General features: G+C 45.3%; 22 protein-coding genes. 1 reads left to right on the plus strand and 21 read right to left on the minus strand.

Annotated elements, in window-relative coordinates; genetic code table 11:
* Nucleotides 1–53: 53 nt before the first annotated feature.
* The 20 genes from AB3G37_RS09955 to AB3G37_RS10050 form a co-directional block, all read right to left on the minus strand.
* On the minus strand, nt 54–911 hold the full coding sequence (locus AB3G37_RS09955) for a Pvc16 family protein (RefSeq protein ID WP_369790545.1): 858 nt from the start codon (nt 909–911) through the stop codon (nt 54–56).
* Nucleotides 912–942: 31 nt separating this feature from the next.
* Nucleotides 943–3,066 carry an ATP-binding protein gene (locus AB3G37_RS09960; RefSeq protein ID WP_369790546.1) on the minus strand — a complete coding sequence of 708 codons (2,124 nt, stop codon included), beginning with the start codon at nt 3,064–3,066 and terminating at the stop codon, nt 943–945.
* 32 nt (nt 3,067–3,098) lie between these two features.
* On the minus strand, nt 3,099–4,880 hold the full coding sequence (locus AB3G37_RS09965) for a contractile injection system tape measure protein (protein ID WP_369790547.1): 1,782 nt from the start codon (nt 4,878–4,880) through the stop codon (nt 3,099–3,101).
* Nucleotides 4,881–4,999: 119 nt separating this feature from the next.
* A complete protein-coding gene (locus tag AB3G37_RS09970) occupies nt 5,000–5,428 on the minus strand; it encodes a hypothetical protein (RefSeq protein WP_369790548.1) in 429 nt (142 codons plus the stop codon).
* Nucleotides 5,425–5,883, minus strand: a complete 459-nt coding sequence (locus AB3G37_RS09975) for a GPW/gp25 family protein (RefSeq protein ID WP_369790549.1) — start codon at nt 5,881–5,883, stop codon at nt 5,425–5,427. Before AB3G37_RS09975 ends, AB3G37_RS09970 begins: the two co-directional genes overlap by 4 nt.
* A 28-nt stretch (nt 5,884–5,911) precedes the next feature.
* Entirely contained in the window at nt 5,912–6,424 is a 513-nt protein-coding gene (locus AB3G37_RS09980) for a hypothetical protein (RefSeq protein WP_369790550.1), read from the minus strand.
* Nucleotides 6,425–6,463: 39 nt separating this feature from the next.
* Nucleotides 6,464–7,981, minus strand: coding sequence for a phage baseplate assembly protein V (locus AB3G37_RS09985; RefSeq protein WP_369790551.1), 1,518 nt, complete (start codon nt 7,979–7,981; stop codon nt 6,464–6,466).
* Nucleotides 7,978–8,670, minus strand: coding sequence for a hypothetical protein (locus tag AB3G37_RS09990; RefSeq protein WP_369790552.1), 693 nt, complete (start codon nt 8,668–8,670; stop codon nt 7,978–7,980). The genes AB3G37_RS09985 and AB3G37_RS09990 overlap by 4 nt, the downstream gene beginning before the upstream one ends.
* On the minus strand, nt 8,670–8,846 hold the full coding sequence (locus AB3G37_RS09995) for a DUF5908 family protein (protein WP_369790553.1): 177 nt from the start codon (nt 8,844–8,846) through the stop codon (nt 8,670–8,672). Before AB3G37_RS09995 ends, AB3G37_RS09990 begins: the two co-directional genes overlap by 1 nt.
* Complete coding sequence (locus tag AB3G37_RS10000; RefSeq protein WP_369790554.1) at nt 8,846–9,322, minus strand: phage tail protein; 477 nt, start codon at nt 9,320–9,322, stop codon at nt 8,846–8,848. The genes AB3G37_RS09995 and AB3G37_RS10000 overlap by 1 nt, the downstream gene beginning before the upstream one ends.
* Entirely contained in the window at nt 9,322–10,566 is a 1,245-nt protein-coding gene (locus tag AB3G37_RS10005; protein WP_369790555.1) for a phage tail sheath C-terminal domain-containing protein, read from the minus strand. The genes AB3G37_RS10000 and AB3G37_RS10005 overlap by 1 nt, the downstream gene beginning before the upstream one ends.
* Nucleotides 10,567–10,673: 107 nt before the next feature.
* On the minus strand, nt 10,674–11,825 hold the full coding sequence (locus tag AB3G37_RS10010) for a phage tail sheath family protein (RefSeq protein ID WP_369790556.1): 1,152 nt from the start codon (nt 11,823–11,825) through the stop codon (nt 10,674–10,676).
* Nucleotides 11,826–11,879: 54 nt separating this feature from the next.
* Nucleotides 11,880–12,329, minus strand: a complete 450-nt coding sequence (locus AB3G37_RS10015; protein ID WP_369790557.1) for a phage tail protein — start codon at nt 12,327–12,329, stop codon at nt 11,880–11,882.
* A 166-nt stretch (nt 12,330–12,495) separates the two neighbouring features.
* Nucleotides 12,496–12,924: a lysozyme gene (locus tag AB3G37_RS10020; RefSeq protein WP_369790558.1), complete on the minus strand. Its 429-nt coding sequence runs from the start codon at nt 12,922–12,924 to the stop codon at nt 12,496–12,498.
* Between the two features lie 208 nt (nt 12,925–13,132).
* The gene (locus AB3G37_RS10025; protein ID WP_369790559.1) at nt 13,133–13,861 is read right to left on the minus strand and encodes a hypothetical protein; all 729 of its coding nucleotides are present in this window, start codon (nt 13,859–13,861) and stop codon (nt 13,133–13,135) included.
* A gap of 21 nt (nt 13,862–13,882) precedes the next feature.
* Nucleotides 13,883–16,054 (minus strand): hypothetical protein, encoded by a 2,172-nt coding sequence (locus tag AB3G37_RS10030; RefSeq protein ID WP_369790560.1) that lies wholly within the window; start codon nt 16,052–16,054, stop codon nt 13,883–13,885.
* 100 nt (nt 16,055–16,154) lie between these two features.
* On the minus strand, nt 16,155–16,802 hold the full coding sequence (locus AB3G37_RS10035; RefSeq protein ID WP_369790561.1) for a hypothetical protein: 648 nt from the start codon (nt 16,800–16,802) through the stop codon (nt 16,155–16,157).
* Between the two features lie 25 nt (nt 16,803–16,827).
* On the minus strand, nt 16,828–19,674 hold the full coding sequence (locus AB3G37_RS10040) for a hypothetical protein (RefSeq protein ID WP_369790562.1): 2,847 nt from the start codon (nt 19,672–19,674) through the stop codon (nt 16,828–16,830).
* Nucleotides 19,675–19,857: 183 nt separating this feature from the next.
* Nucleotides 19,858–20,130 (minus strand): transposase, encoded by a 273-nt coding sequence (locus tag AB3G37_RS10045; protein ID WP_369790563.1) that lies wholly within the window; start codon nt 20,128–20,130, stop codon nt 19,858–19,860.
* Nucleotides 20,131–20,249: 119 nt separating this feature from the next.
* Entirely contained in the window at nt 20,250–20,699 is a 450-nt protein-coding gene (locus AB3G37_RS10050) for a hypothetical protein (protein WP_369790564.1), read from the minus strand.
* Nucleotides 20,700–21,146: 447 nt separating this feature from the next.
* Between AB3G37_RS10050 and AB3G37_RS10055 the strand changes: the two genes are divergently transcribed.
* A complete protein-coding gene (locus tag AB3G37_RS10055) occupies nt 21,147–21,554 on the plus strand; it encodes a hypothetical protein (protein ID WP_369790565.1) in 408 nt (135 codons plus the stop codon).
* Nucleotides 21,555–21,804: 250 nt separating this feature from the next.
* Here the strand turns inward: AB3G37_RS10055 and AB3G37_RS10060 are convergent, their stop codons facing one another.
* The gene (locus AB3G37_RS10060; protein ID WP_369790566.1) at nt 21,805–22,050 is read right to left on the minus strand and encodes a hypothetical protein; all 246 of its coding nucleotides are present in this window, start codon (nt 22,048–22,050) and stop codon (nt 21,805–21,807) included.
* Between the last annotated feature and the right edge of the window lie 31 nt (nt 22,051–22,081).

Consider the following 22,081-nt stretch of genomic DNA (forward strand, 5'->3'; position numbering starts at 1 on the left):
CCATCAATAGCCCCTGATCCTCTATAGGTTCGGGGGCTTTTTTTCAGAATCGGTTATGGCTTTGAGGTGATATTTACCGTTTCTATAGGGGCAGGTTTATCCGAGTTATCGACATTCGGATTAACCGGTTTGTCCTGAGAGGCAAAGATATCCAACGCCTGCTTTGTGATCGGCATTGGGGCTTTTGCGCCAGTCTGTTCAGGGATCAAAACCGGCACCGTAACTTCATAGCTCAGGCACAACCTTGGCCGTTGTTTCAACGACTGCCAAAAGTTGCTGATGCTGTTCATCTGCTCCGAACTTTGGATAAAACGGGCGTCATAATCAGGGAAATGGTTAAACTCGGGAATTTTCTCGAGATGATAGGTATCGAGCAGCGCAGTCACGATCCTGCTGGCGATAATAGCATTCTGGTTATTGGCAATAGTCTGCTGTGATGTTTTATCCCAAAAAATGATCAGATAGCTGCATTGAATGTGCAGATACCCATGATACAACTTCAGGGTATGACTATTTCGAATGTAACCGCGACTGCCGCTTTCCCCATTGCGCATAGAGGAGTTTTCTTTAACGTCATACAGATAGATACAAATCGTTGGGCCATCGGGAGTTTTGTCATCGTTTTCAGGCAGGTCATACCAGATGTCTATTTTTGCATCATTGATGACCTTATCTCTTTGAATTAATGCGGTAATTGCGCGATTAAGGGTGACTAAAAAGTGATTGTCGCCATCGTCATAGTTAGCATCATCCAACGTTATTTTTTCATCATGGTCATTTGAAGCCGAAATAGCCTCATTCTGTTTAGTGGCCTGCTCTGAACTTGGTTTGTTCGCCGCTAATTGCTCATCTGTTAACGCGCTTTTCTGCTCTCCCGGGGTTCCAGGACCTGTGCCATTTTCTTCACTCATCACATCACCTCATAAAATTAATGATAAATATTCAGATAACCCGTCCCAGCTTGGAAAGTTCGCGCTGCAGGGCCAGGTCGATATGTGCTTTGGTGACCACGCCGTCGTTGTTATCCTGTGCCAACCAACTGGCTAAAAGTGCAATATTGCGGATATTCGCGCCGGTAAGCGTTGTTTTGTGGGCTAATGCATTAAAGTGAACGTCGGCGGCTAACGTAATGTCCTTGGGCCAGATGTTGGCCCACATTTTCTGGCGCATCGCTATGTCAGGGGGGGTAAAGCGGGTAATAAAGGTCAAACGACGAGAAAAGGCCTGATCGAGATGCGAACGGTTGTTAGTTGCCAGCACCACCAGTCCCGGATAACTCTCCAGCCGCTGCAGCAAATAAGAGACCTCGATATTGGCATGGCGGTCCTGAGCGTCTTTCACCTCGCTGCGTTTACCAAACAGCGCATCGGCCTCGTCAAAGAACAGCACGCCCGCATCACTGGTCGCGAGATCAAACACTTTGGCCAGATTCTTCTCTGTTTCGCCGATGTATTTATTCACCACCGCCGAGAGGTCTACCTTGATCAAATCGACTTTCAGCTCGCGTGCCAGCACTTCCGCCGCCATGCTTTTACCCGTGCCTGAGTCGCCGTAAAACAGTGCGCTGATGCCGGTGCCGTAAACAATTTTCTTGTCAAAACCTTTACTGAGTATGCCGCCACGCTGACGAATGGCGGCCAGAATTTCGTTAAGCTGAAGTTGTAAATCGTCGCTGGCGATTAAATCATCAAAGGTTCGTGTTGGCTCGATACGCTGTGCCAAATTGCCAAAGTTCTGCTGTGCCCGCAAACGCAACGCCTTGTTAAAATCCTGGGCATTAATTTGCTCGCGCGTGGAGCTGTGCTGACGATACAGATCGGCCTCCTGCACCACGTGGCCTACTGATTCCGGGTTGAGGGTAAAGCGCGTAAGCAGGTCGGCAAAGTCAATACCCGGCTCAATCGCAAACTCTGCGGTGTTGGCCTGCAACAGCGCTACGCTCTGATCAAGGCTGTCTTTTTGCACGTTGAACACCATTTGCGGCATGCCCGCTAACCAGTCGGCGGCCGCGCCGTGGTTCTGCAATACCACGACGACTTGTTTTTCTGCCAGCAGGCGCTGGGAAAACTGCGGCAGCAGCAGAGCAGCCTGTTTGCCGATATCAGACAGGTTGCGCAGCAGCAGATATCCGCCACCCAGGGTTTTTTCGCGCAGAAGTAGCGTAAAAATGTTCCAGGCGTCCTCTTTGTCATCAGGTAATTGTGTAAAGTCCAGTGCCAGTATGCGCATATTACGTTGGCTGGCCGCCTGCGTTACGGCGGTAATACGGCTATCGTTCTCAATACCGGATAGACCAAGCTGGATGCTTTCTTCTTCGTGAGCCTCCAGGAATGTACCCAGTTGCGCGGTGAGAGCCGGTTGCGTCTGCATTGCGCCAGGAGCGGGTGATAGCCAGTTGGCACAGTGTGCAAGCTCGGTGGGCAAAACAGTATGGCCAAGTAAAAAATGATAAACCGCTGGCACCACCCGCAGCATTCTTTGATGATGAAAAGTCGTCGCCACGCCAGCGTTGTCAACGGAGGAGACAAGCCGGTGGCGAAAAAGCGGTGAATCCTCCAGCAGCGTTCTTTGTAGCTGACTCCGCTGGGCAACATTGCTGCAAAGTAGTGTGGCAAGGCAGTTGCTGGTTGGCCATTTCTTGTCGTTATCTTCCTGCAGGTAGCAAAAAACCGGGTGATAACGCGGGTCGAGCTCGGCAATCAGCGACAGCAGCAGCACGTGCCTTTCAACAACATTGAGTTTAAATCGGCTGAATAACTGACCTACCCGGTTGGAGGCATCAGCCTCTGCCTGCATGATAATTGGGCTAAGAATCGGTTCTGAAACAGCATCAGCCCAAACCGGAGCACCCTTAAGGGAAGCGTTTTGGGTGTCCAGCATCTCGTGAGACAGCAAAAAATCGTCCAGTTTTTGAGAGTTGTCTTCATTTGACGACAGCTTGACAAGTTGCCGCTGCAGCAGCAGGTCAATAGGCTCAATTTGCGCTAACAGGTTGTTTAAGCATTGGTTGTCTTCCTCTGATGCCGCTGTCATTGCAGGCTTTTCATACTCAATAATGTTTAACATAACCCTTCCCGTTGTTGTAATGTCAGACTGTTTTATAACCAGTTGACGAAAAGCGTTTCATCTAACCAGGGAAAACGCACTTCGCGCATCGGCCAAGTCAGGTCACGTAATAGAATATCGATAGCATCGTCATCGGCGGTCAACGTCCAACCGCGTTTCATAAGCGTCAGTTCACCGCCGCGCTGTAAAAACATTTGTCGAATATCGTTGGGTGAACAGCGGTGCAGGCTGGGAATAAGCATCGGTAGCGTGGAATGAAACAGGGTAATTTCTTGCTCGATAGCCTCATCGGGCGGAAACCATTCCAGCGCAGTGTCCTGCGGCCATCCGCACAGCCACTGTGTAAACGGCGTGCGCCATTCGGCTGCCATACCGTCTTGCCAGATAAGATGGTCTAGCCAGCACACCGCCTTATTGCGGGCTGTCTGTGAAATAAAGGCCTTGTTGTGGAGTAATCCCCATTGGTCGAACAGGCGCGGCAACAGCGGCCAAAGCAGAACGATCCCCGCATTGCTGACTGCCAATGGATCGTTCTCGACAAGATGTTTTACCTGGCTGAGGTCTTTGGACTCCGGGCGAGTGTGTTCGTCGGCATGTTCTGGTAATGCGCTGTCTTTGAGCGCGATAGTCTTTTCGATAGTGCTAAACGGAATGTCGCCCCGTTCGATCGACACCAAAGCCGGAAATTCTCTGAGCAGTGCGAGAGCGTGAGTTTTGGTCAGCTCTTTTTCAATATTTTTAAAACCCAGGGCGTACTGCAGCAGCGGCACCAGCTTCTCGCGCTCAGCGTGATTGAGCCCTGAAATCAGCGTGACGCTGAGTCGCGGCAGATTTTCCAGCTTTTTCATGCTGTACAACAAGATACGCGAATAGGCGGAGGAGGCGGTCAGCAGGATGCCAAGCCAGCGCTGCCATTCCCTCAACGAAGTTGGCCAGAGGATATCCTGTTCTGCCAGTGCCAGCGTGGGGTAACCGATTTGCTGGGTGAGGCGTTGCAGCACCATAAGCGCAATATCGCCAAGAGTAGAGTGGGGATTGTTTGCTGCCACTAACTGTCGCTCGTTGGCCGGTAATCCATCAATAAACCATTGTTGCAAACGTTTCAGTGCCGCAGGGCCAAAGGTTTGCAGCAGCCGCTGGCTGCCGCGCTTTTGCAGGCAATACTGCGCCAGTTGATAGCGCGCGTGTTCAAGAGCCACGGCGTCAAGATCGGGCATGGTGAAAAGCGACGGCATTGCACGCAGGTTCGTCAGGGGGGCAAGGCCCTGGCCTGAAGCCGATTGTCCGATGGGGGCAAGAGACAGCAACAGCATTAACCAGCCGTCTGCCCCTGCCGGAGTTGTCCATTCCTTAGGCCGTGCAAAAATACCGTTGGCTAAATAATCAGTCAGCAGGGTAAAGGGATTATCAGAGCCATTGCCTGGCGCACTTATTTCCAAAGCAGACGCTGCTTTATTATCCGGTCGTATTGGGTGAGTATTTTTTTCTAAAAATGCGCGCTGGACTGCGGGCGTCGATGCGTTAGACGCCGAGGTCAACGCCGCTGGCGTAAGAAAGCCCGGAAGTTGTTGTTTTATTTTTTCGTAGAGTTGATCTTCGAATTCATCCAAAGGAATATCGCCAAGGTCGAGCGTGATGGCGTCAATAATTTTATCACTCAACGGACTGTCGGCCTGGGATAATAATCTATGCAGCAAGCTTTTGATGCGATAATGAAATATTTCACTACACCGTTGTTGTATTTTTTTCGCCAATGCGTCATTAGTTCGCAGAGCAAAATGAATTTGTTCAATGACCTGGTTATTATTTGACAATATGCCCCCGAAGAACCCGCAAGCGTGCTGATTTATAGATTAATAATCTCAGTCTAGAATATTGGCCTAATATAAACAGGCGGAAGAGAGCCGCTTAGCCTGAGGTGAAATGCCGTGAACTAACCGCCCATTACCTGAAATTGGCTGGGCATAAACATGCCATTTCCTGGCAGCATTGGCGTTGGGTCAGGAACAGGGCTCGGCCCCGCAGGATTAATCGCCGGCGACAATCGGGTGAATAGCGCAATAAACTTTTGCCCCTTAACCATCATTGGCTTATTACCCGCGCTAATTGTCGGCAACATCTGCGGCGGCAAGAGCGAAACAATGGTCAGTTTACCCGTGCCGGGAGTAGTGAAAGCGCCATTGATATAGGTACAGTCGCCGCTTACTGTGAGGTGGTCGCCCATCACGCAGATATTTTTACCGCCAATTGTTGCCAGTCCGCTGCCGGTAATTTTAACCGGCCCAGTCATAGTGACAATCGCCGGGCCAAAGGCGGGATCAAACATCACTGTGTCACCGTTGCATAAAATAATATCTTTCATCGCCAGACCCCGGTCATATTTTCTTTAATATCCAACATACCGTACAGGCGATGTAATACATTATTGTCAAAAAGGTGATAGTTAATAATGATCGACAGTTTGCTCGGCGTAACGCGGTCTGAGGTAATGGTGATAACATCGACCACGACTCGTGGCTCATTATTCAGAATACTCACCGTTAGCGACTTTCTAATTTTCTCAAATAGCCCTTCGCCAATATTATCAAACATGTGTTGCATCAGGTCATTGCCGTATTCCATGCGCATAATACGTTCATAATATTGCGTACTTAAAAGAATGATCAGGCTTTGCTGCACGTCATTAACGCCCGAGCATAGCGTAACGCCGGATTTAACCTCGACGCCATTTTCAGTTGTTTCTTTGCCTTCTATGCAAAAAGTAGGAGGGAAAGCCCAACCTTGACCATAAATACCTTTGCTAATATCACTGTTCATATTGCATTTCTCCACTGAAGGGGGAAAGTTATGGGCCTAAATCGACTTTAGGACCCTTAATTTTGACGGTGCTCTGACCAGAAACTTCTACGCTGGCACCTTGAGCTTTGAAGGCGAGTGTTGCCTGTAGAGCCAGGCCCTGATCGGCGCTGACCTTCACTTCACCACCTTTTTGCGTCAGCGTTTTGTTGCCTTTAAGGGTGGTATCCATTGATTCAAGACTTAAGGCTTTTTTGGCCTTGATGGTATGATTCTCGCTGTTAACGTCGACCCCGGCAGTCGCCTCCAGCGTAATGTCTTTTTTGGCTTTCAGCGCAATATTGTCGGCGCTGCTAGAGAGGGCAACGCCGCTGTGCAGCAGCAGTTTCTCTTTAACGTTATCGATATTGATCTTCATCTCTTTGGCGTCGAGCAACAGAGTTTGCTTTTTCTCGGCGTTATCAAAGTTATTGTCGAATTGAATGTGCATCGCGGTGGCATCAAGCAGCAGCGACTGCTTTTTCTCCTCGGCGGCAACGTTGTTTTGCAAATGAACCTGCATTTTTTCCGCGTCCAATATCAATGACTGTTTTTTCTCCGCCTAAGCGAGATTATTTTGCAGATTGACGATCATCGCCTTGGCATCGAGCATCAGTGACTGATGATTCGCCTTTTCATCGGAAAAGTTTTCAAGATTTACCTGCGAAGTTTTGCGGTCAAACAGCAGGGACTGCTTTTCTTTTTCATGCACAAATACAAAACCGCGCTGCTCATTGTCTTTGGTATAGGCGAACGGTGGCTTGTTTTTAGCGTTATGCATGGAGCCAAGGATCACCGGATAACGCGGGTCGCCTTCAAAAAACGCAATCACTACCTCATCGTCTTTTTCAGGATAAAAACAGACCCCGCTGTCTTTGCTGGCGTAGGGCTGAGAGAATCGCGCCCATAAGGGAAGACTGTCTTTGCCCAGCGCGGGGATTTGCACCTGAATGCGAAACTGTTTGTCTTCTTTCATTTCGCCGACCACGCCCACAAACAGTCCTTCTGCTTTTGGCACCAAATCATAGTACTCGTCACCCGCCACCGCTGGCTCTAGGCCGGTGTGCAGCGTGGTGGTCCATTTACCGTTTTCAGCGTGATGGTTAATGCCGGTCAGCAGGGCCTTGCCGCTAAAGTGACTGCCAAAGCCGCTGAGTTCTACCGTATCGCCGAGCTTGTGCTTAATCGTGCCGGGCATTTCAAAATGGGCTTGAACGCCGCCTGCCAGCTCGGCATTCACCATGGCATTCGCCAGGGCGCTTTGTTCTTTATGGGTCAGCGGCATCGAGTAGAAGACATCCCAGGGCTGATCCCTAAGGGATTTTATTTTACCCGGATCAAAAGGACCGGTCCCCAGCGCAGGGGCTTTCGATTTGACCGAATTTAACAATTGCTTGTCGGTATCCCAGCTGTGAACATTTACCCCTTTGGCCATATCGACATAATGCGTTTGCCATTGCACGCTGTTGAGCATCATGCTGCCGCCTTTTGGCGTCAGCATGCCGTGAGGGAGAGCCGTCCCAATCTTGGGTTCAACCAACGCCAGCGAGGCTGGGTGAGGAAGCACCCAAACATCGTTGGCCTTAAGCCGCGTGCGCACAAATTGCCAGTCGGTGCAGTTGAGTTGCACCATTTGTTCATGCATCACGCCAAGCGTCGCGCTGGGCGCGACATGCAACTGTTCACTTTTAAGCAGCTGGCCGAAAATCTGCATGTCGGATTTATTAACAAATACCTGGCTACGCACCAGCGTTTGTAATGCAAATAGCCGGTGGCGAAGTTTAAGGTTGATTGTCGGCTTGCCATTTTTGACGCTTATCTTTTGTTGCGTGACGATGCCGGCGAACAGCAGCTCGCCTAGTTTGGTTATTTCGACTTCACTGCCCACTTCGCACGTTTTGGCGACCGTTGTCAGCGTATCGAACATTTTACTGTGCATCGCATTGGCAGGCAGAGTGTAGCTTAACGCTGCATAGGGAATCTGATTGACCGCGCTGGTGGTATCCAGCGAGATGAGAGTGGCAACCTTGGAGTCGAGCGTATGTTTGGTTTTGCCAAAGAGCACTGCAAAATTGTTCATAGGTCGACACCGGTAGAGGCTTTTAACAGCTGTTTCGGTTTCATGCCGTTAAGACTGTCAAGCTGCGGATTCATCTGCGCCAGCGCCAGATAGCTGGATTCCGCTGCCGCCATGGCAATAACTGAAGTCGCAGCAAGCACTGGCAGATAAGATTTTGCTTGAGGGATAATCGTATATCCTGGGGCATTTTTGCCGCTAATACCACTTTTTACCGGACGCGGGCAGGGGGTCAGTACCAGCGCGACTTCGGCACGAAGCGGCGATCCGTCGCGTCGGAACAGCTTGTAGGTCGTCGTCATATCGGTCATGCGCCAAAAAAGCGAGTCCATCTCTGACCACGACAGTTTGCCCCATTTTATCTCAAGAAAGCTGGTTTCACCGGTAGACCCGTTGATACTGGTACACAGCGCATTGAGATTAGTCACCTCCTGGCTTACCGAATGCTTACTGTCTTGCATGGTGTCAAACAGTAGCGTCACGTTGAGATTGCCGTTTTTAAGATGCCGAAACGAAGGGAAGGCTTTAGACTGATCCACCGGCACCATCGACTCATATTCCGCCTGATAACTGAAGTTGATAGACTCCGGGTTAAAAGTGGCGGTTACCGATCCCAATTCTTTGTGTGGTACGACGTCGCTGGCATAAGCCACGATAGTCAATTTTTCCAAAGCTTTGCTGAAAAGGGCCATTAGCGATTCTCCTGTTGATCTTTCAGCTGTTCGATCACCCGTTGCACAATCTCTGAAATCTGCTGATGGGGATCAAAATAATTAAGATGACCGCCTGCGGCAGGCAGTCCCGTGGGTTGCCCTTTGCTTTCACTGGTAATACGGGCTTCAATAGTCAGCTTACGGATCTCGATCATCAGGCTTTTACTCCGAACCAGTGCATATTTTCATAAGCCAGTTCCAGCGTATTGATTAATATTTTGTTGCTGTTGGCATCGAGGGTATCGGTATCCCAACGAACCGGAAGGGCTTTGGTTAGCGTCCAGCTACAGACCGGCGTATTGCGCTGGTTAAGCAATAAGATAACGATTGTGCTATGGCTGTCTCTATAGGCATCCAGCATCTGGTCGAAAACCAACGTCAGTGGGGTGACAACCATCACACCGCGTTCCAGCACAATATTTCCGTGGGTTACGTAGGTAGGAAGATGCAGGTTGCCGGTGTTATCGCCGCCCTCCTGCAAACTTTCAACATTAAGGGTTCGACCCAGACCGGAAATGCTTTGAAAGCTGAGGTCAAACGGGCTGGGTACATTTTTTAAAAAGAAGGTGGCGGTAAAACGATGTGCCACCATCGGTTCTGTTGCGTTCTTATAAATATTATTAGTATTCATCACTGGCTTACCTCGTACTGCTGTAACCCAGAATTAACCAAGGCAGTGGGTTGGTTAATTGAAAGGGTGAGTTTTAAATCGATAAACTCAACGGGGTTAAGGATTTTGACGGAGATAGTGATACGAATGATGCCGTGTTTAATATCTTCCACGGTCATGGTTTCATTCAGCCCCATTTCCAGCTTCCAGGCTTGTTCTTCACTGTCGCCAAATAATCCCCCGCTTTTCCATAGCTGACGCAGCCAGTCATTAGCCACGCCTTTATATTTGTACCAGGTCATTTCATTATTAGGTTCAAACATCATGAAATTCGCCAGCTCACGCATATTGCGTTCAATAAAGGTCATAAGGCGACGCTGTTGTATATAAAGCATCCCTTTAGTGGCATCACTTTGTAGCGTGCGGCAGCCCCATATCCGCGTACCAAACCCTGCAAAACTGAGAATGTAATTAAGCCGTGACGTCTTTGAGGCGGGTTCGTCATCAGTAAAAACATCATCGCCGTAAGACATATCAAACTGTGGGCTGACAATATGTTCAATCTCAAGGTTGGCTGGCGCTTTCCAGATGCCAACATCACGATCGGTTTTATACATCACTGCGGCAACGGCGGGCGAAGGGGGTAAAATAGCCCATTCTGAGGGTGTTAATGTTGCGTTGACGGGATAATCACAGACCAAATGCGGCCAATAGGCGGCGGCAAAACTGGTATTAACCTTACCCATTGCCGCCTTAAAGGCCTTGCAGGCTGCAATACTGGCCGGGGCGTCAATCAGGCAAAAAATATCCTTACGCACCGCAACCGCCTCTAATAAATGAGTCCAGAAGGCGGCATAATTTTTACCGGTTTTATCATCATCTTTTACAACGTCAAGCAGCTGTAGATCAGTTACGGCTAATAAGGTGATTTCAGGCTGTTGTAAAAGGGGGGCCAGAAGTGAGGCATAATCGGTCTGCGACGTCACGTTGATTAGCTCTGCGGTATAAGGCATTTCATAGACAAAACAGGGTCCGCCACCGTTATCAAAATAAAGTTTTAGCGCATTATTGGTGATGGGTTGCTTGTTAATTAAACTTTTGACGAAAACCGATAACGGATCGTAATCCGCGACTAATTGCAGTTTGCTGCTAAATGTAGATGCAGATGCAGATAAATAGATAAATACCGGTACCACCGTCTCGTTTTCACCGATGGGATGGTTTTCAATATTTTGATTGACAGCGATCGCCGGAATAATAGACATAAACAGTCCTTAAAATAAACGCCCGGTGAAAATAGCGGGGATAAACGTATCCCCGCAGTGAGCCATAGAATAAATGCCTGAACAGAAAGCGATACTCGTTACCTGCTTTAGCTATTGGCAACAAACTGACTGAACTCAAGAATAATAAACTCGGCCGGGCGCACGGCGGCGACACCGACTTTTACCACCATTTTACCCTGGTTGATATCTTCCTCACTCATGGTGCTGTTTAAGCCAATTTTAACAAAATAGGCCTCTTCGGGTTTGCTGCCAAATAGGCCGCCCTGCTGCCACAGGCTGTGCAGGTAGACGTCAATCGCCGAGCGGATTTTTTCCCAGGTGATGGGAACATTAGGTTCAAACATAGCAGGCTGCATCGCCGTTTTAATATCTACTTCAATGGCGTTAAACAGTCGACGTACCGGCACATAGCGCCAGTTAACATCACTACTCAGAGTCCGCGCGCCCCACACCAGCGTATCGCCATTGCGAAACTGGCGAATAACGTTGACGGCGCCAGCTGCATCATTAAGCACACCCTGCTGTGCATCGGTGATATTGAACTCAGGGGTCAGGCCGCCAACAATCGCCACGTTGGCCGGGGCTTTCCATACGCCGCGCAGGCTGTCGGTTTTGCAGTAAACGCCCGCTACGGCGGCAGAAGGCGAGACGTAAGAAACGGTGGGAATACCGTTTTCATCAGGCGGGAGATACTGCGTGGTTTTCAGGCCGGGGTAGTAAACGGCACCCTGATCTTTTCTTGCATAACCTTGGTATATTAATTTGGGATTGCCTACAAATTTACTGTCCTTATCAACGTTTGGAACTCCATCGTAGATGACAAAGATTTTATTCAAACTGCCTTGCCCGACAATTTTTTCAAACGATTCGCTTGGCGTTCCAGCCTGTACCAGCAGGGTCACATCTCCTTTGCCAAGTATGGCGTTAGCTAAATTGTCTAAATAACTTTTATCACTGCTGTTTTCATCAGGTGCGATATAACAGCGACCGCCGCCGTTATCGAAATAGCTGCGCATCGATTTTTCCAGCGCAGTCAGATAGTGCACCGATTTATCCGTGGGATAGAGCTTGATAAAGGATAACCAACTGTCAACAGCGGTAAGTATATGGATGGAATCAAGATCTGTAGACTTAAAGAAAATAACCGGTACAGCGGTAGCGCTGCTGCCGACCGACAGAGACAGAGAGGTGTCTTCTTTTACATAAACACCTGGATAATTAATAACTAAATCAGACATTTTAATTCCCTTCTATGTTTAAATCAGAAGCAGGTTTAAAACCCATTCACTGAATTAGTGATATTCAACCGACATACGATCGGCACGCAGCGACATTTCTTCAAAGGCTACGTCATTACTCGTGGCGTCAAAGGAAGGGGCAGAGAGTTTAGTGGGGAAGGCGTTAACCACGTTCCAGGTGATGTACGGTGTATTTCCGCTGGAGTCGGTCAGGGAAATAGAAATATCTTTCTTCTCTACCAGATTTGCCGAGATGCTATTTATCCATTGATAAAGCTGGGACTGTTTCTGCAGCAGGCCGCGCTTAAGAGTAATATTCATTGATGCTGTTTGACCAGGCATTTGAAATAAGCCACCGGTACCGTCTTTATATTCAATAACTTCAACAGACTGTTCAAGACCTGAAACGCTGTTAAATGCCATTTTGTCACCACCGACGGTAACAAGAAAACGATACGCGGTCATTGGGTAAGTGTTTTTAATTTCTTCAACTTTAGTTGCCATGATATTAATTCCTTAGAAATGCGTGATTGAAATATTAATAATGCTGCTGCTTGTCTTGATATATCAGCAGTGGCACAGTGCAACAACTAATATCTTGTGATTATGTAACGGTAACCGTTTTTAAAAAAGGTGGCACAGTGCCACCTGATAAAACAGAGAGAGAAATTTATTTTTGTAAAAATAAACTGCGCTCTGCCTGTCTGCGATGGGTTAGCCCAGCGAGCGGCTGGCCACCGGCTTTATTCCATTTACTTATTTCGTCGGCCGCGGCGGAATAGTCTGAGATATTAAATTTCTTTAATAGAGTAGATCCACCAAAGGCTTTTATGCCTAAATTAAAAATAAATGAGCACAGTGCATCAAACTGATTTTGCGTAATTGGCTGTAGCACCAGGGTATGCAGAGCATGTTCCACCGGCTTTAAATCATCCAGTAACATTAACACGGCGGTCGAGCCAGTAATGACGTCGTAAGGTTCAACGTGCAGCGTGTGACCATAGCCGATAGTCCAGATACCTACGCTGTCCTGATAGGCGTTTAATTTACAGCCCTCAAATTGTTTAATCAGCTCAACGCCAGCCGGACTAATATTCATTTTTTAAGTTCCTAATTAGGGGCATTTTTTAGAATGCTCGCCCGGAGGGTAATTAATAGTATTATTGTTCTGCATAGTTAATTTAAGGCGATCACCCTGCAAATAGATAGGTGGAAGCCTTCTCTTGTTTTAATTATTTAGGGAGGAAAACAAATCATTGGCGATATTTAATGATCTTGGATTCATTAATGTAAATTATTTGCGAAACTTATTTAGTCAAATCAGGGTCTGGAACAACCAAAGGATCAACAGGTGGCGCAATCATCGTCGGGAAGGGCAAATCCGTTACATTAGGGCCAATGGGCATAATAGGTACGGTTGGCTCATTTGGCGCAATCGGCACGTTGGGCACAGTGGGTACCACAGCCACTACCGGCAGCGGGGTTTGCACCTGTTTATTAAACTGGTCCTGCGCAATCTCCTGAGAAATCAGCATCGACGAGGTTTTTAATAGCAGCTCAAAGTCACTGCGCCAGGCGTTGACGTCGCCGTTGTTGTAAATATCGTTAAGCCATGCCAGACACAGTACATTAGAGCCGTCGCGAAACAGTTCGATACCCTGCGAGCGGGCAAAGATTGAGGCCAGCGCCGCCGAACTGCCGGAGGACAGGGCGGCGCTGCCTTTGTTTTCCCCGTTCGGTGCACCGGCCGACCCGCTGGCGCTGCCGGTGAGCATTGACGCCACATTGTCGGCGGCATCAGCGGGCGGTTCAGGGCAAATACGCAAATCGGCATTCGCACCGCTACGCGCATCCGGCACGATAATTATCGACCGCCGCTCGCTGGTCATGGTCGCCACCGTCGCCCCTTTAGGAGACACCACGCGAAAATCCAGCGGATATTCCGTCGGGCTGCGCCACGGCGGATATACCGAGGCACTTCCCAATAGATAGGCGCATATAAAAATGGCGGCAGCTAATAGGGTTATTTTTAGCATTGGGGGCCAATAAATTATTTGTTAAGGAAGAATGTCATATTTTATAGATTCAGACAAATATAAACCAGATTTTGATGCAGCTTGAGAAACTGACAAATAAACCTGAAGATGGGGATTTGAGGCTGATAGTCCTCCAATAGTATTGGCATAAATGTGCAATAGATATCTGTCTAGTGTTTTATTAAATTCCAAATCTGTGCTTAGTTGATATACTTTAGGATCATTTGGATAAATAATATTTAAAGCAACTGTTATATCTCCATCTGGATTGTTTGTGCGAATTGCAAACGTTACATAAGAATCATCATTCGAAACAAATCTAAATGTTAAATCAGTAGTTGGTATGTCCATAGAAATATCTAAACCATATCTACAGGTTTGCTTGGCGTGTAATTTAGTCTCTTTCTGGACTACATCAATGTATGTCTTCGCTCCATGACCCTTTATTGTGATGTCTCCTTGGTTAGAAACTTCGACTATGGAAGGATTTGTGGAGGTAAATTCTAGAGGAAGAAGAACATTATTTTCCAAATCTCTTCCCTTAATTTTATCCACAAGATTTATTTCGTATGTTTTTTTACTTCCTATTCTAAAATCTACATCCGGCGGTGGAGTTAATCCATTGCTTTTTATAGGCTTTATCTTCACTGACACCTCTACAGGAGGTGCAGGGTTTTTTACTCGCGTAGAAAGTTCTGTAACTGAGATGGTTATTGGATCAGGTAACCATTTGGTAAAAGTTAAAATACCTTTTTCAGTATCTAAATTAATTCCTTTTTCTGTTGCATCTTTAATTATTGCATATTTTTTAACACCCCCGTTACCCCCTTTAACATCTAAAGTGAGTGTGTTATCTTTGGAGATTTCAGATATTATCTTTTCGATAGGCGAATCTATTGCCAAATTAACACTCTTCCTTGTTTCTGCATTATTCGCAGGTTCAGCCTCAAACGGATAAAACTCAAGTGCTTCAGTGCTTAAATCCCAATAGCCAACGGTGTAAACAAAATCTTTCGTACCAATATAAACCATAATTGCATTGGCGGTTAGGTATTTACCCTTTGCATCTTTTGTTGCTGTTTGACCTGGACCAGATAGTTTTCCCGCAAAAGCATAAAACCCTGGTGTATGAAAGTTAGATGATTTTATACCATAATCGGCATCAAAACTATTATCTGCATAATCAATAATACCGTCTTCACTCCAAAAGCTGGCTAAGGTATCTAAGGTGAAGCGTGTACTATCGTAATAAAGCCCATAATCGTTTTCTATGTATGAAAAATTAATCCTTAAGTTATCATTAGTGGGTCTTACTGAAACTTTACTGGAGTCTTTAATATAAGTTGTTAGTTTTGCTTGAAGCTTATTTTTAGCATTAAAAATGGCCTTTTGGCCAAAATCATTGGCAACATTAACCAGCCGAGTAATAGGGGCATCCCAATCTTCAGTTGCACTAAGTGATTCTGTCGTATTACTAGGTACTATTTTCTTATCAATAGCATTTGTAACCGTTTTAACGAGTGCATTGACAAATTTAGATTTACTCCCCGCTTTAATGTCATCAATGGCAGCAGGCGTCAGAGTCAGCTCCCCTTGAGCATTAATAGTAAGATTATTATCCCCAGTTGCCAGATTGATTTTCAAACCTTCAGTGGTTTTTATCAACCCTGATTTGCTTGTAGTGCTAGGTGCTGGGATATTGACATCTAAAACGTTTCCTGTAGTTGTAAGCCCGGAACCAATATCTAGTTCAATGCCAAGCTCACCTAGCTTTAATCCTTTACTGACTTTAAGGGTAAGCTGCTTGTCAACAAGCTCTACACCTGGCCAGGGCTTAACCTGAATAATGTTTCCATTAGTAACTTCTATACCTTGACCGGAAGCAACCTCGATACTTACACCATTTGAATCAACTTTTACACCTGTTCCAGCTTTTACACCTAGACCCGTATCGGAAATGGTTAAACCTGATTCGTTAACAAGCTTAACCTCTAAGACTTTTTGGCCATTAAAATCCAATCCGCTTAACGGTGTTCGGGAGGTGCCATTCTCATTCAAGCCTAATGCAGTGTTTGCGGTATTAGCGAGATTAATAAGGTTGGAAAAATCCGTTTCATTAGGAATTAATCCAGTAACGAATTTGCCTTTTAGTGCTTGTAGTTCTTGTAGTTTGCTTTTGTTATCGCTAGCCATTTTTTAATTCCTAATAAGCAGGTAAAACTAATAAGTGCAATTGAATAGGGAGCGTTAGCCATATTCATTCGCTATGATGTTTATATAAGGAAACTATCACTTATATATTATCGATATTGACCGTGAGGAAACCATCTTTGACACATAGTACCTCGCTATGCTTAATATTAAGTTCACTTCCGGCAAAGACTAACCCCGATAATGTCGGAGTCAGTTTGATTTCTATGTGGTTGCCGTTGAAGAACAGGCCACTGCCAATTGTTACCGCGAGCATTTCATCTTTATTTTTGTCAGGCGCAGCATCATTCTTTTTTGCGAATGTGATAGGCGCTACGGCTAATAGCCCGTGAAAATCTTTAGCAATACCGGAATTAGGCGCTAAATTAAGAGCAAGTTTACCTTTATCGTCTGTGATACCTTGCCCGGTATTCAAAGCAAGCGATTCACCGGCTTTAAACCCTATGCCGAAGTCAATTTGAAGATCAGACCCAGATTTGTCTGTTCGGTCAATTAGCTTAAGCCCGCCGTTTGGCGATATTTGCAGTGATATACGTTGATTCTTGTCGATAGTTAGGCTGGGTGATCTAACGACTGAATCATTTAGCCCCAATCTGGTATTTGCTAGTGCACACACGTTAATTAAACTGTCGAAGTCATCTTGAGTGGGCACACATAAAGCCTTGAATTTATCTCTTATACTTTCGGATGTCTCAGGCGGCAGCGTCGATGGTGTGGTTTTTATATTCATAATATTCACCTTGGGTTTTGATTGTTTAAACCGATGTTACCGGGGCGACAAAGAAAATGTCCGTATCCTGCAGTGCATAAGCCTTTTCTGCCTCTGTTGCTAGGTTTTTTGCAGTATCAACAGAACTTTTTTCGGTTGCAGCATCATATACTCGCATAACGCCTATTCCTGGGAAGTTATCCCTTGGACGCTGGCCTAATGAAAGCATTTCCAATATTGCGTAGGCATCACCGCCAAGTTGGAAGCTGTTGTTTTGCCATCTCTGATATGCATCACTAAAGGTATTAAATTGTCCCGAGTCCAGATAATGGATCTGGGGATTCAAATGTATCGGAATCTCTTCTTTAATAACCTGCTCAATCCAAATGGCTAACTCATTATTCTTATCTAACCTGGATGAATCATTTCCTTGAGTATCTAGCCATGATCTGGGGAAAATACAGCTTAGCGTAGATGAAAATGGTTCATTGGATTTTTCTGGCTTAATTTCATAGTAGTACCTTACCTTTTCAGTAAAAACTACGTCACTATCAAAGCTAAAGGTATTATTTACCCTATCAACTGTAGTAATTGTACTGGTTAAAGGCTTTATTGTTCTTAAATCTGGGTTTTTAGGATCTGTGGATGTTTCAAATTGATAAAATGAAATTGTAACGCCAGCTTGAAGCCAGTCCGGCAAGGTTTTAACACTCTTGATTGTCCGGTTATTAATTGATTCTGAACTTATTGGTGTGCGATTGTTCTGCAACCATGCTGACGCAAAGGATAATATTTTTTTCTTGAATAATGTAGTGTCAATAATACGTTCGAGATTTTCGCTCAGCCGCGGGTCGTCTGCGCAATAGAATTTTATTGAATTTTTATCGCTATCAAGGAGTTCAATGCCACGTATCAAAAGGTTTTTGTAGAACACGCTTTTATTTTCTTTACTGCCGTTAGTTTTAGGTATTAGCTCAATATCAGCCAGCATGCCTACTTTAAAATCTGTATTATTATCAACTGTTAATTTTAGGCCTGATAACCCAGATTTTTTATCGATGAATTTTTCGGTTAATGTAATTAAGGATGTTTTTGCGCCTGTATCCAGCATGTTCGGCATCGGGGGCAGCAATTGTCTGTTCTCAACAATGTAAAATGGTAGTGTGCTCATTTTTTGTGTACTTGGTACATTACCCTCTTTTTTGGCAAAGAGTTCCACCCCCCGCCCCAGACGGGCAGCAATAATACGCTGCAAGCCTGAAATACCGTGAATGTCTATATTGCCGCGGCTGTAATTAATCTCAGGATTTTGCCTTAAGAATCCGTATTGTACGTCTCTGTATTCATTGCTATCGTAATTTTTAATCAGTGTTCGATCGGCTCGGCTATTGCCGAAGTAGTTAAGAAGATAACTTGTAATACCAAGCTCACTTTCTGGAGAATAAAAAAGCTTCGATGATTGACCGTAAATGTTTATTTTATCTTTATCTTCTAAAAAGGATATAGCCCGAATAGACGATGTGAAATTAAGTAGTGTCAACCAGTTAGTTTTTCCAAAAGTTGTACTATCACGCTCAAACGTCAGCGCTTCGGGCAATAACATCATCTTACTTTGCTGCAAGTAATTCCATGACTCGAAAGGGAATAAATACAAAGCCAAATTTTTTGCAGCAGAAGAGAGTTTGCTTTGTTTTAAACCATAGGCCGCAGGCAAAAAATTAGAGGCCGGGTAATAAGCGTCTGGATTACGATATTTACCCGCAGGAATAGGGGCGTCGGGTAACTTTGTGGCTTTATTACGGTTAAATAACAGAGGTGCCGCCGCCTCAACATAGTTTTCAAGCGGGAGTATCTGGCCCTTTTTAGTAAAGGTCACACATTGTTTGATTGCCTGTTGCACACTAGATTCATCCACTCCCCAGGCAAGGGGATAATGGTTTGTTTCTACTGTTAATTTCCAATTTTTATCTTTGTCTACGCCCAACGCCTGCACAGACTTAACACCAGGTACTTGCAGCAAACTTTTTGCTAATACACTAATATCAAGCTCGTAATTCCCCATGGCTTCTCGCGTAGCGGGTAATGCCTCTATCCAGCCGTAGTCAAGCTTGGGACCTTCAATAAGATCATTACTGTTAATGCCCTGGCTGTTTAAGCGACTGTTGCTACGCACGGTTTGTGGACTGACCCTGTCCTCCACTTGTAAAACAACTTGGTTTAAGGTGGTCTGATAATCGATCCAGTCGTCCGTAAGCTCCAGGCTGATTATGATTTTTTGTGGTGTAGCGTCTAAACGCTTTGGTTCACGGAAGCTTTCACACAGGTGCCGGTTTGCCGCCAGATACTTAACAAGAGCGGCGTGGGCTACTTCATCATCAACGCCGCGGTTAAGTTGATAGTTAACCTCATAGTCTCCGACGACGTGAAAATTATTGTCATCAGCTGTTTTAAACAAAAAATGGCCAGTAGTCTGGTCATAACTGTACTGATATTGTTCAGCCACTTTAACAACGGGGGTTATTTGAACATCACTAAAGTAAAATTTTGACTCATTCTTTGAATCATTACAAAGATCTAAAATGCCACGGCGATAGTCATCCAGCGTAATCGGTGCACATGTCAGTACATCTCGTGGACCAAAGTTGCTGGGGAAAATAGTGCTACCTTGCGCTTTAGGCTGCAGCAAATCTTTAGCTGGAAACGTATGACGAAATGCAAGATCCGCGGTGCTCCAGGTCAGCGCCTGTAAAAGAGTCACGCCAGGATCATGTTCACCTTTATCGGTCCAGATATTTCCTGAGTAGCGCTGAATATCATCCAGGCTTTTTTCAAGCAAAGTATCGAAATGGATATTTTCGTAATTCGCTTTTCCACTATTATCGGGTAGTGACATATCGACTCCATAAATACGTTGATAATGGCCTCGAGAACGTTAATATCTTTCAGCCTATTGGAAGCTAAAATCATTAATCAGGTCTCTTGCATTGAAGTGAATATAGAGCAGCTATTGACGTAATAACAGGTGGAAAACTTCCGTTTTAATTGTTGTCTTCCGCCTGCTGGAAATGTGGCTTTCTTAACCCTTATTACTTGAACTTAATAGCGATAAAAGAACTTTTTTATCATTCTCAAGTTGTTGTATCTTGTCTTTTAGCTTTTCAATTTCAAGGGTTCCTTCCAGATTCTTTTTATAGTTGGCATTGTTGCCGCTGGTGTATTTGCTTTTCCAATTATAAAAAGTAGCTGGGGATATATTCATTATGTGACAGATATCAGAAATCTTTGCGCCTTTTTCAGCTTGGCCGACTATAAATTTCATTTCCTTTTCGCTAAATCTGCTTCTATTCATTATTCCTCCAACGGAATTGTCTTGTTCTTATGGGGTGTTCGCTTTTCCTGTTCCTAAATTCAGAACATTAAATTAAGTAAACTTTAACCATAGCAACAAGGTAACGTTAAGTCGCTAAATTAGAAGGAGTAATTAGATTTAATTTTTAGATTTCTGATCTGCCTTTGGGTTATACCAAAGGAAACGATCAACTTTTCGCGGTCAGAACCCTCCTTGATCGATAAATATATTGCCGCCCGGCGCAAGGATAGGAAGATGCCCCATTTGGAGGGAATTTCCATCTGGCCATTCACTTTTGCCAGCCTTCTCCAAAGAAGGTACTCATCATCTGGAATGACCATACCGGTGCTTTTTGCGAAGTGCAATGCGGTTTTTGGGAGGTATATCTTTCTTCCACCAAAGGTTTTTATCAGTACAAACATTGTAGAGAACCCACACAGGCCTGCCAGCTCTGAGGCGATATTAGGCAGGCTTGCGAGTACTTGAATCTTATTTTCATCACAAAAGCGCAGGCATGATTGGCTTTCAATAATTGAGCCATCAAATAGGTCACACCATAAGTTTTCCATAGATAAACCTCTTTATAGGGGAGATATCATTCAACTTTGCTTCCTGCAACCTACGATTTCCATTATTTGAAGGTATAAGTTTTAACGAATAAATTAATAATATGTATATATTTTTAAAAATCTATTATTAGAAAAATTATAAAATTTGATTTTCTAGAAATGACTAATTTAATGTTTTTAATGCAATTTATTTGTTTTTACGAAATCACACCACTACGGTCAAAGAAATTTTATGGGTATAAAGTGCTGATTAAATAAAATTAATGGGTGAAAATATCGTATTAAATTGTTTTTTTGGTGTGTTATGTTTCTTTTTTGAGTTTGTTCTTGTTTGTGACCTGTGCGGGTGTCGGTGCAGCGTAGAAGGTGGTGTAAAACCACCTACTGTATTAAGCCGTGAGTCACTATTTTAGATCGATACCTACAAATTAAATTAGTGAGAAAACGATGAGTTTAAAACTGGCAATGTACGGGGGGGTGTTTTTAATTTTAGGAATTTTATTATCTTTTCTGGGCTATTACCACAATAAAGCCAAGGCTCAGGGAGTTGAAATTACCCAGTTAATGCAGGAGAAAAACGAAGCGCAACTCATTATTACTACACAAATACAGCAAATTTCGGATTTTAATAAGATAAGTAAGGCTGAACAAGATGAAAAACAGCAGGTTGTACAGCAAAGCAATGAACGAATCGTGTATATCAGGACGGCCGCAAAAGCGAATCGCTGTAGCATGCAGCCTGTTCCTGTTGACGTTGTTAACCGGCTGCGGGAGCACGCAAACCAGATTCGTCAAGGTTCCGCCGGTGCCAATACCGGCCAGCCTACTGGCAGAGTGCCTGCCGCCGGTCATTGATCCGGATATCAACTACGAAGGCAGTTTGGTGTTAAACGAACAACTTCTGAGCGTGGTAGAAATCTGCAATAAACAGATTTCGGCGATCGCGCGCATTGAGGCTTTGCGCGTCAGCCCTGATGAAGCGGCATTAAAAGTGCCGTGATTGAGTACAGGGCATGCGGCGGGATGTCTTCCACCTATTTCTCAATGGCGTTAGCAACTAGGCTGATTTAATTGTTACATCTTACTTAATGGGAACACGATGATGTCAGAAAACACTGCCGAACCGCTCAATACCGTTGAACCGGATGGTCACAGCGACAAGAGTATCCCGTTTGTTTTTGATGATACCGATACCCGCTGGCATCTCACTCAGCTGGCTGAATACTGTTCGGTGATTCCTTATGAGCCGCTGAACCCAACCGCGACGCAGCCTTATGGTAAAACGCCGAACTGGGGCCAGGTGCTGTTTGGTCATGAGGTGGGCGAAGAGCGTCAGCAACTTATCAACCATTTGGTGAACCTGTACAACCATGGCGAACAGG

It is taken from the genome of Rouxiella sp. WC2420 (genome assembly GCF_041200025.1).
Lineage (GTDB): Bacteria > Pseudomonadota > Gammaproteobacteria > Enterobacterales > Enterobacteriaceae > Rouxiella.

Coding starts and splice junctions, on each gene's coding strand:
- AB3G37_RS09955 (WP_369790545.1), bottom strand. CDS start 911: ATGAGTGAAGAAAATGGCACAGGTCCTGGAACCCCGGGAGAGCAGAAA.
- AB3G37_RS09960 (WP_369790546.1), bottom strand. CDS start 3,066: ATGTTAAACATTATTGAGTATGAAAAGCCTGCAATGACAGCGGCATCA.
- AB3G37_RS09970 (WP_369790548.1), bottom strand. CDS start 5,428: ATGAAAGATATTATTTTATGCAACGGTGACACAGTGATGTTTGATCCC.
- AB3G37_RS09975 (WP_369790549.1), bottom strand. CDS start 5,883: ATGAACAGTGATATTAGCAAAGGTATTTATGGTCAAGGTTGGGCTTTC.
- AB3G37_RS09980 (WP_369790550.1), bottom strand. CDS start 6,424: ATGCAGGTTCATTTGCAAAACAACGTTGCCGCCGAGGAGAAAAAGCAG.
- AB3G37_RS09985 (WP_369790551.1), bottom strand. CDS start 7,981: ATGAACAATTTTGCAGTGCTCTTTGGCAAAACCAAACATACGCTCGAC.
- AB3G37_RS09990 (WP_369790552.1), bottom strand. CDS start 8,670: ATGGCCCTTTTCAGCAAAGCTTTGGAAAAATTGACTATCGTGGCTTAT.
- AB3G37_RS09995 (WP_369790553.1), bottom strand. CDS start 8,846: ATGATCGAGATCCGTAAGCTGACTATTGAAGCCCGTATTACCAGTGAA.
- AB3G37_RS10000 (WP_369790554.1), bottom strand. CDS start 9,322: ATGAATACTAATAATATTTATAAGAACGCAACAGAACCGATGGTGGCA.
- AB3G37_RS10005 (WP_369790555.1), bottom strand. CDS start 10,566: ATGTCTATTATTCCGGCGATCGCTGTCAATCAAAATATTGAAAACCAT.
- AB3G37_RS10010 (WP_369790556.1), bottom strand. CDS start 11,825: ATGTCTGATTTAGTTATTAATTATCCAGGTGTTTATGTAAAAGAAGAC.
- AB3G37_RS10015 (WP_369790557.1), bottom strand. CDS start 12,329: ATGGCAACTAAAGTTGAAGAAATTAAAAACACTTACCCAATGACCGCG.
- AB3G37_RS10020 (WP_369790558.1), bottom strand. CDS start 12,924: ATGAATATTAGTCCGGCTGGCGTTGAGCTGATTAAACAATTTGAGGGC.
- AB3G37_RS10025 (WP_369790559.1), bottom strand. CDS start 13,861: ATGCTAAAAATAACCCTATTAGCTGCCGCCATTTTTATATGCGCCTAT.
- AB3G37_RS10030 (WP_369790560.1), bottom strand. CDS start 16,054: ATGGCTAGCGATAACAAAAGCAAACTACAAGAACTACAAGCACTAAAA.
- AB3G37_RS10035 (WP_369790561.1), bottom strand. CDS start 16,802: ATGAATATAAAAACCACACCATCGACGCTGCCGCCTGAGACATCCGAA.
- AB3G37_RS10040 (WP_369790562.1), bottom strand. CDS start 19,674: ATGTCACTACCCGATAATAGTGGAAAAGCGAATTACGAAAATATCCAT.
- AB3G37_RS10045 (WP_369790563.1), bottom strand. CDS start 20,130: ATGAATAGAAGCAGATTTAGCGAAAAGGAAATGAAATTTATAGTCGGC.
- AB3G37_RS10050 (WP_369790564.1), bottom strand. CDS start 20,699: ATGGAAAACTTATGGTGTGACCTATTTGATGGCTCAATTATTGAAAGC.
- AB3G37_RS10055 (WP_369790565.1), top strand. CDS start 21,147: ATGAGTTTAAAACTGGCAATGTACGGGGGGGTGTTTTTAATTTTAGGA.
- AB3G37_RS10060 (WP_369790566.1), bottom strand. CDS start 22,050: ATGGTTGATAAGTTGCTGACGCTCTTCGCCCACCTCATGACCAAACAG.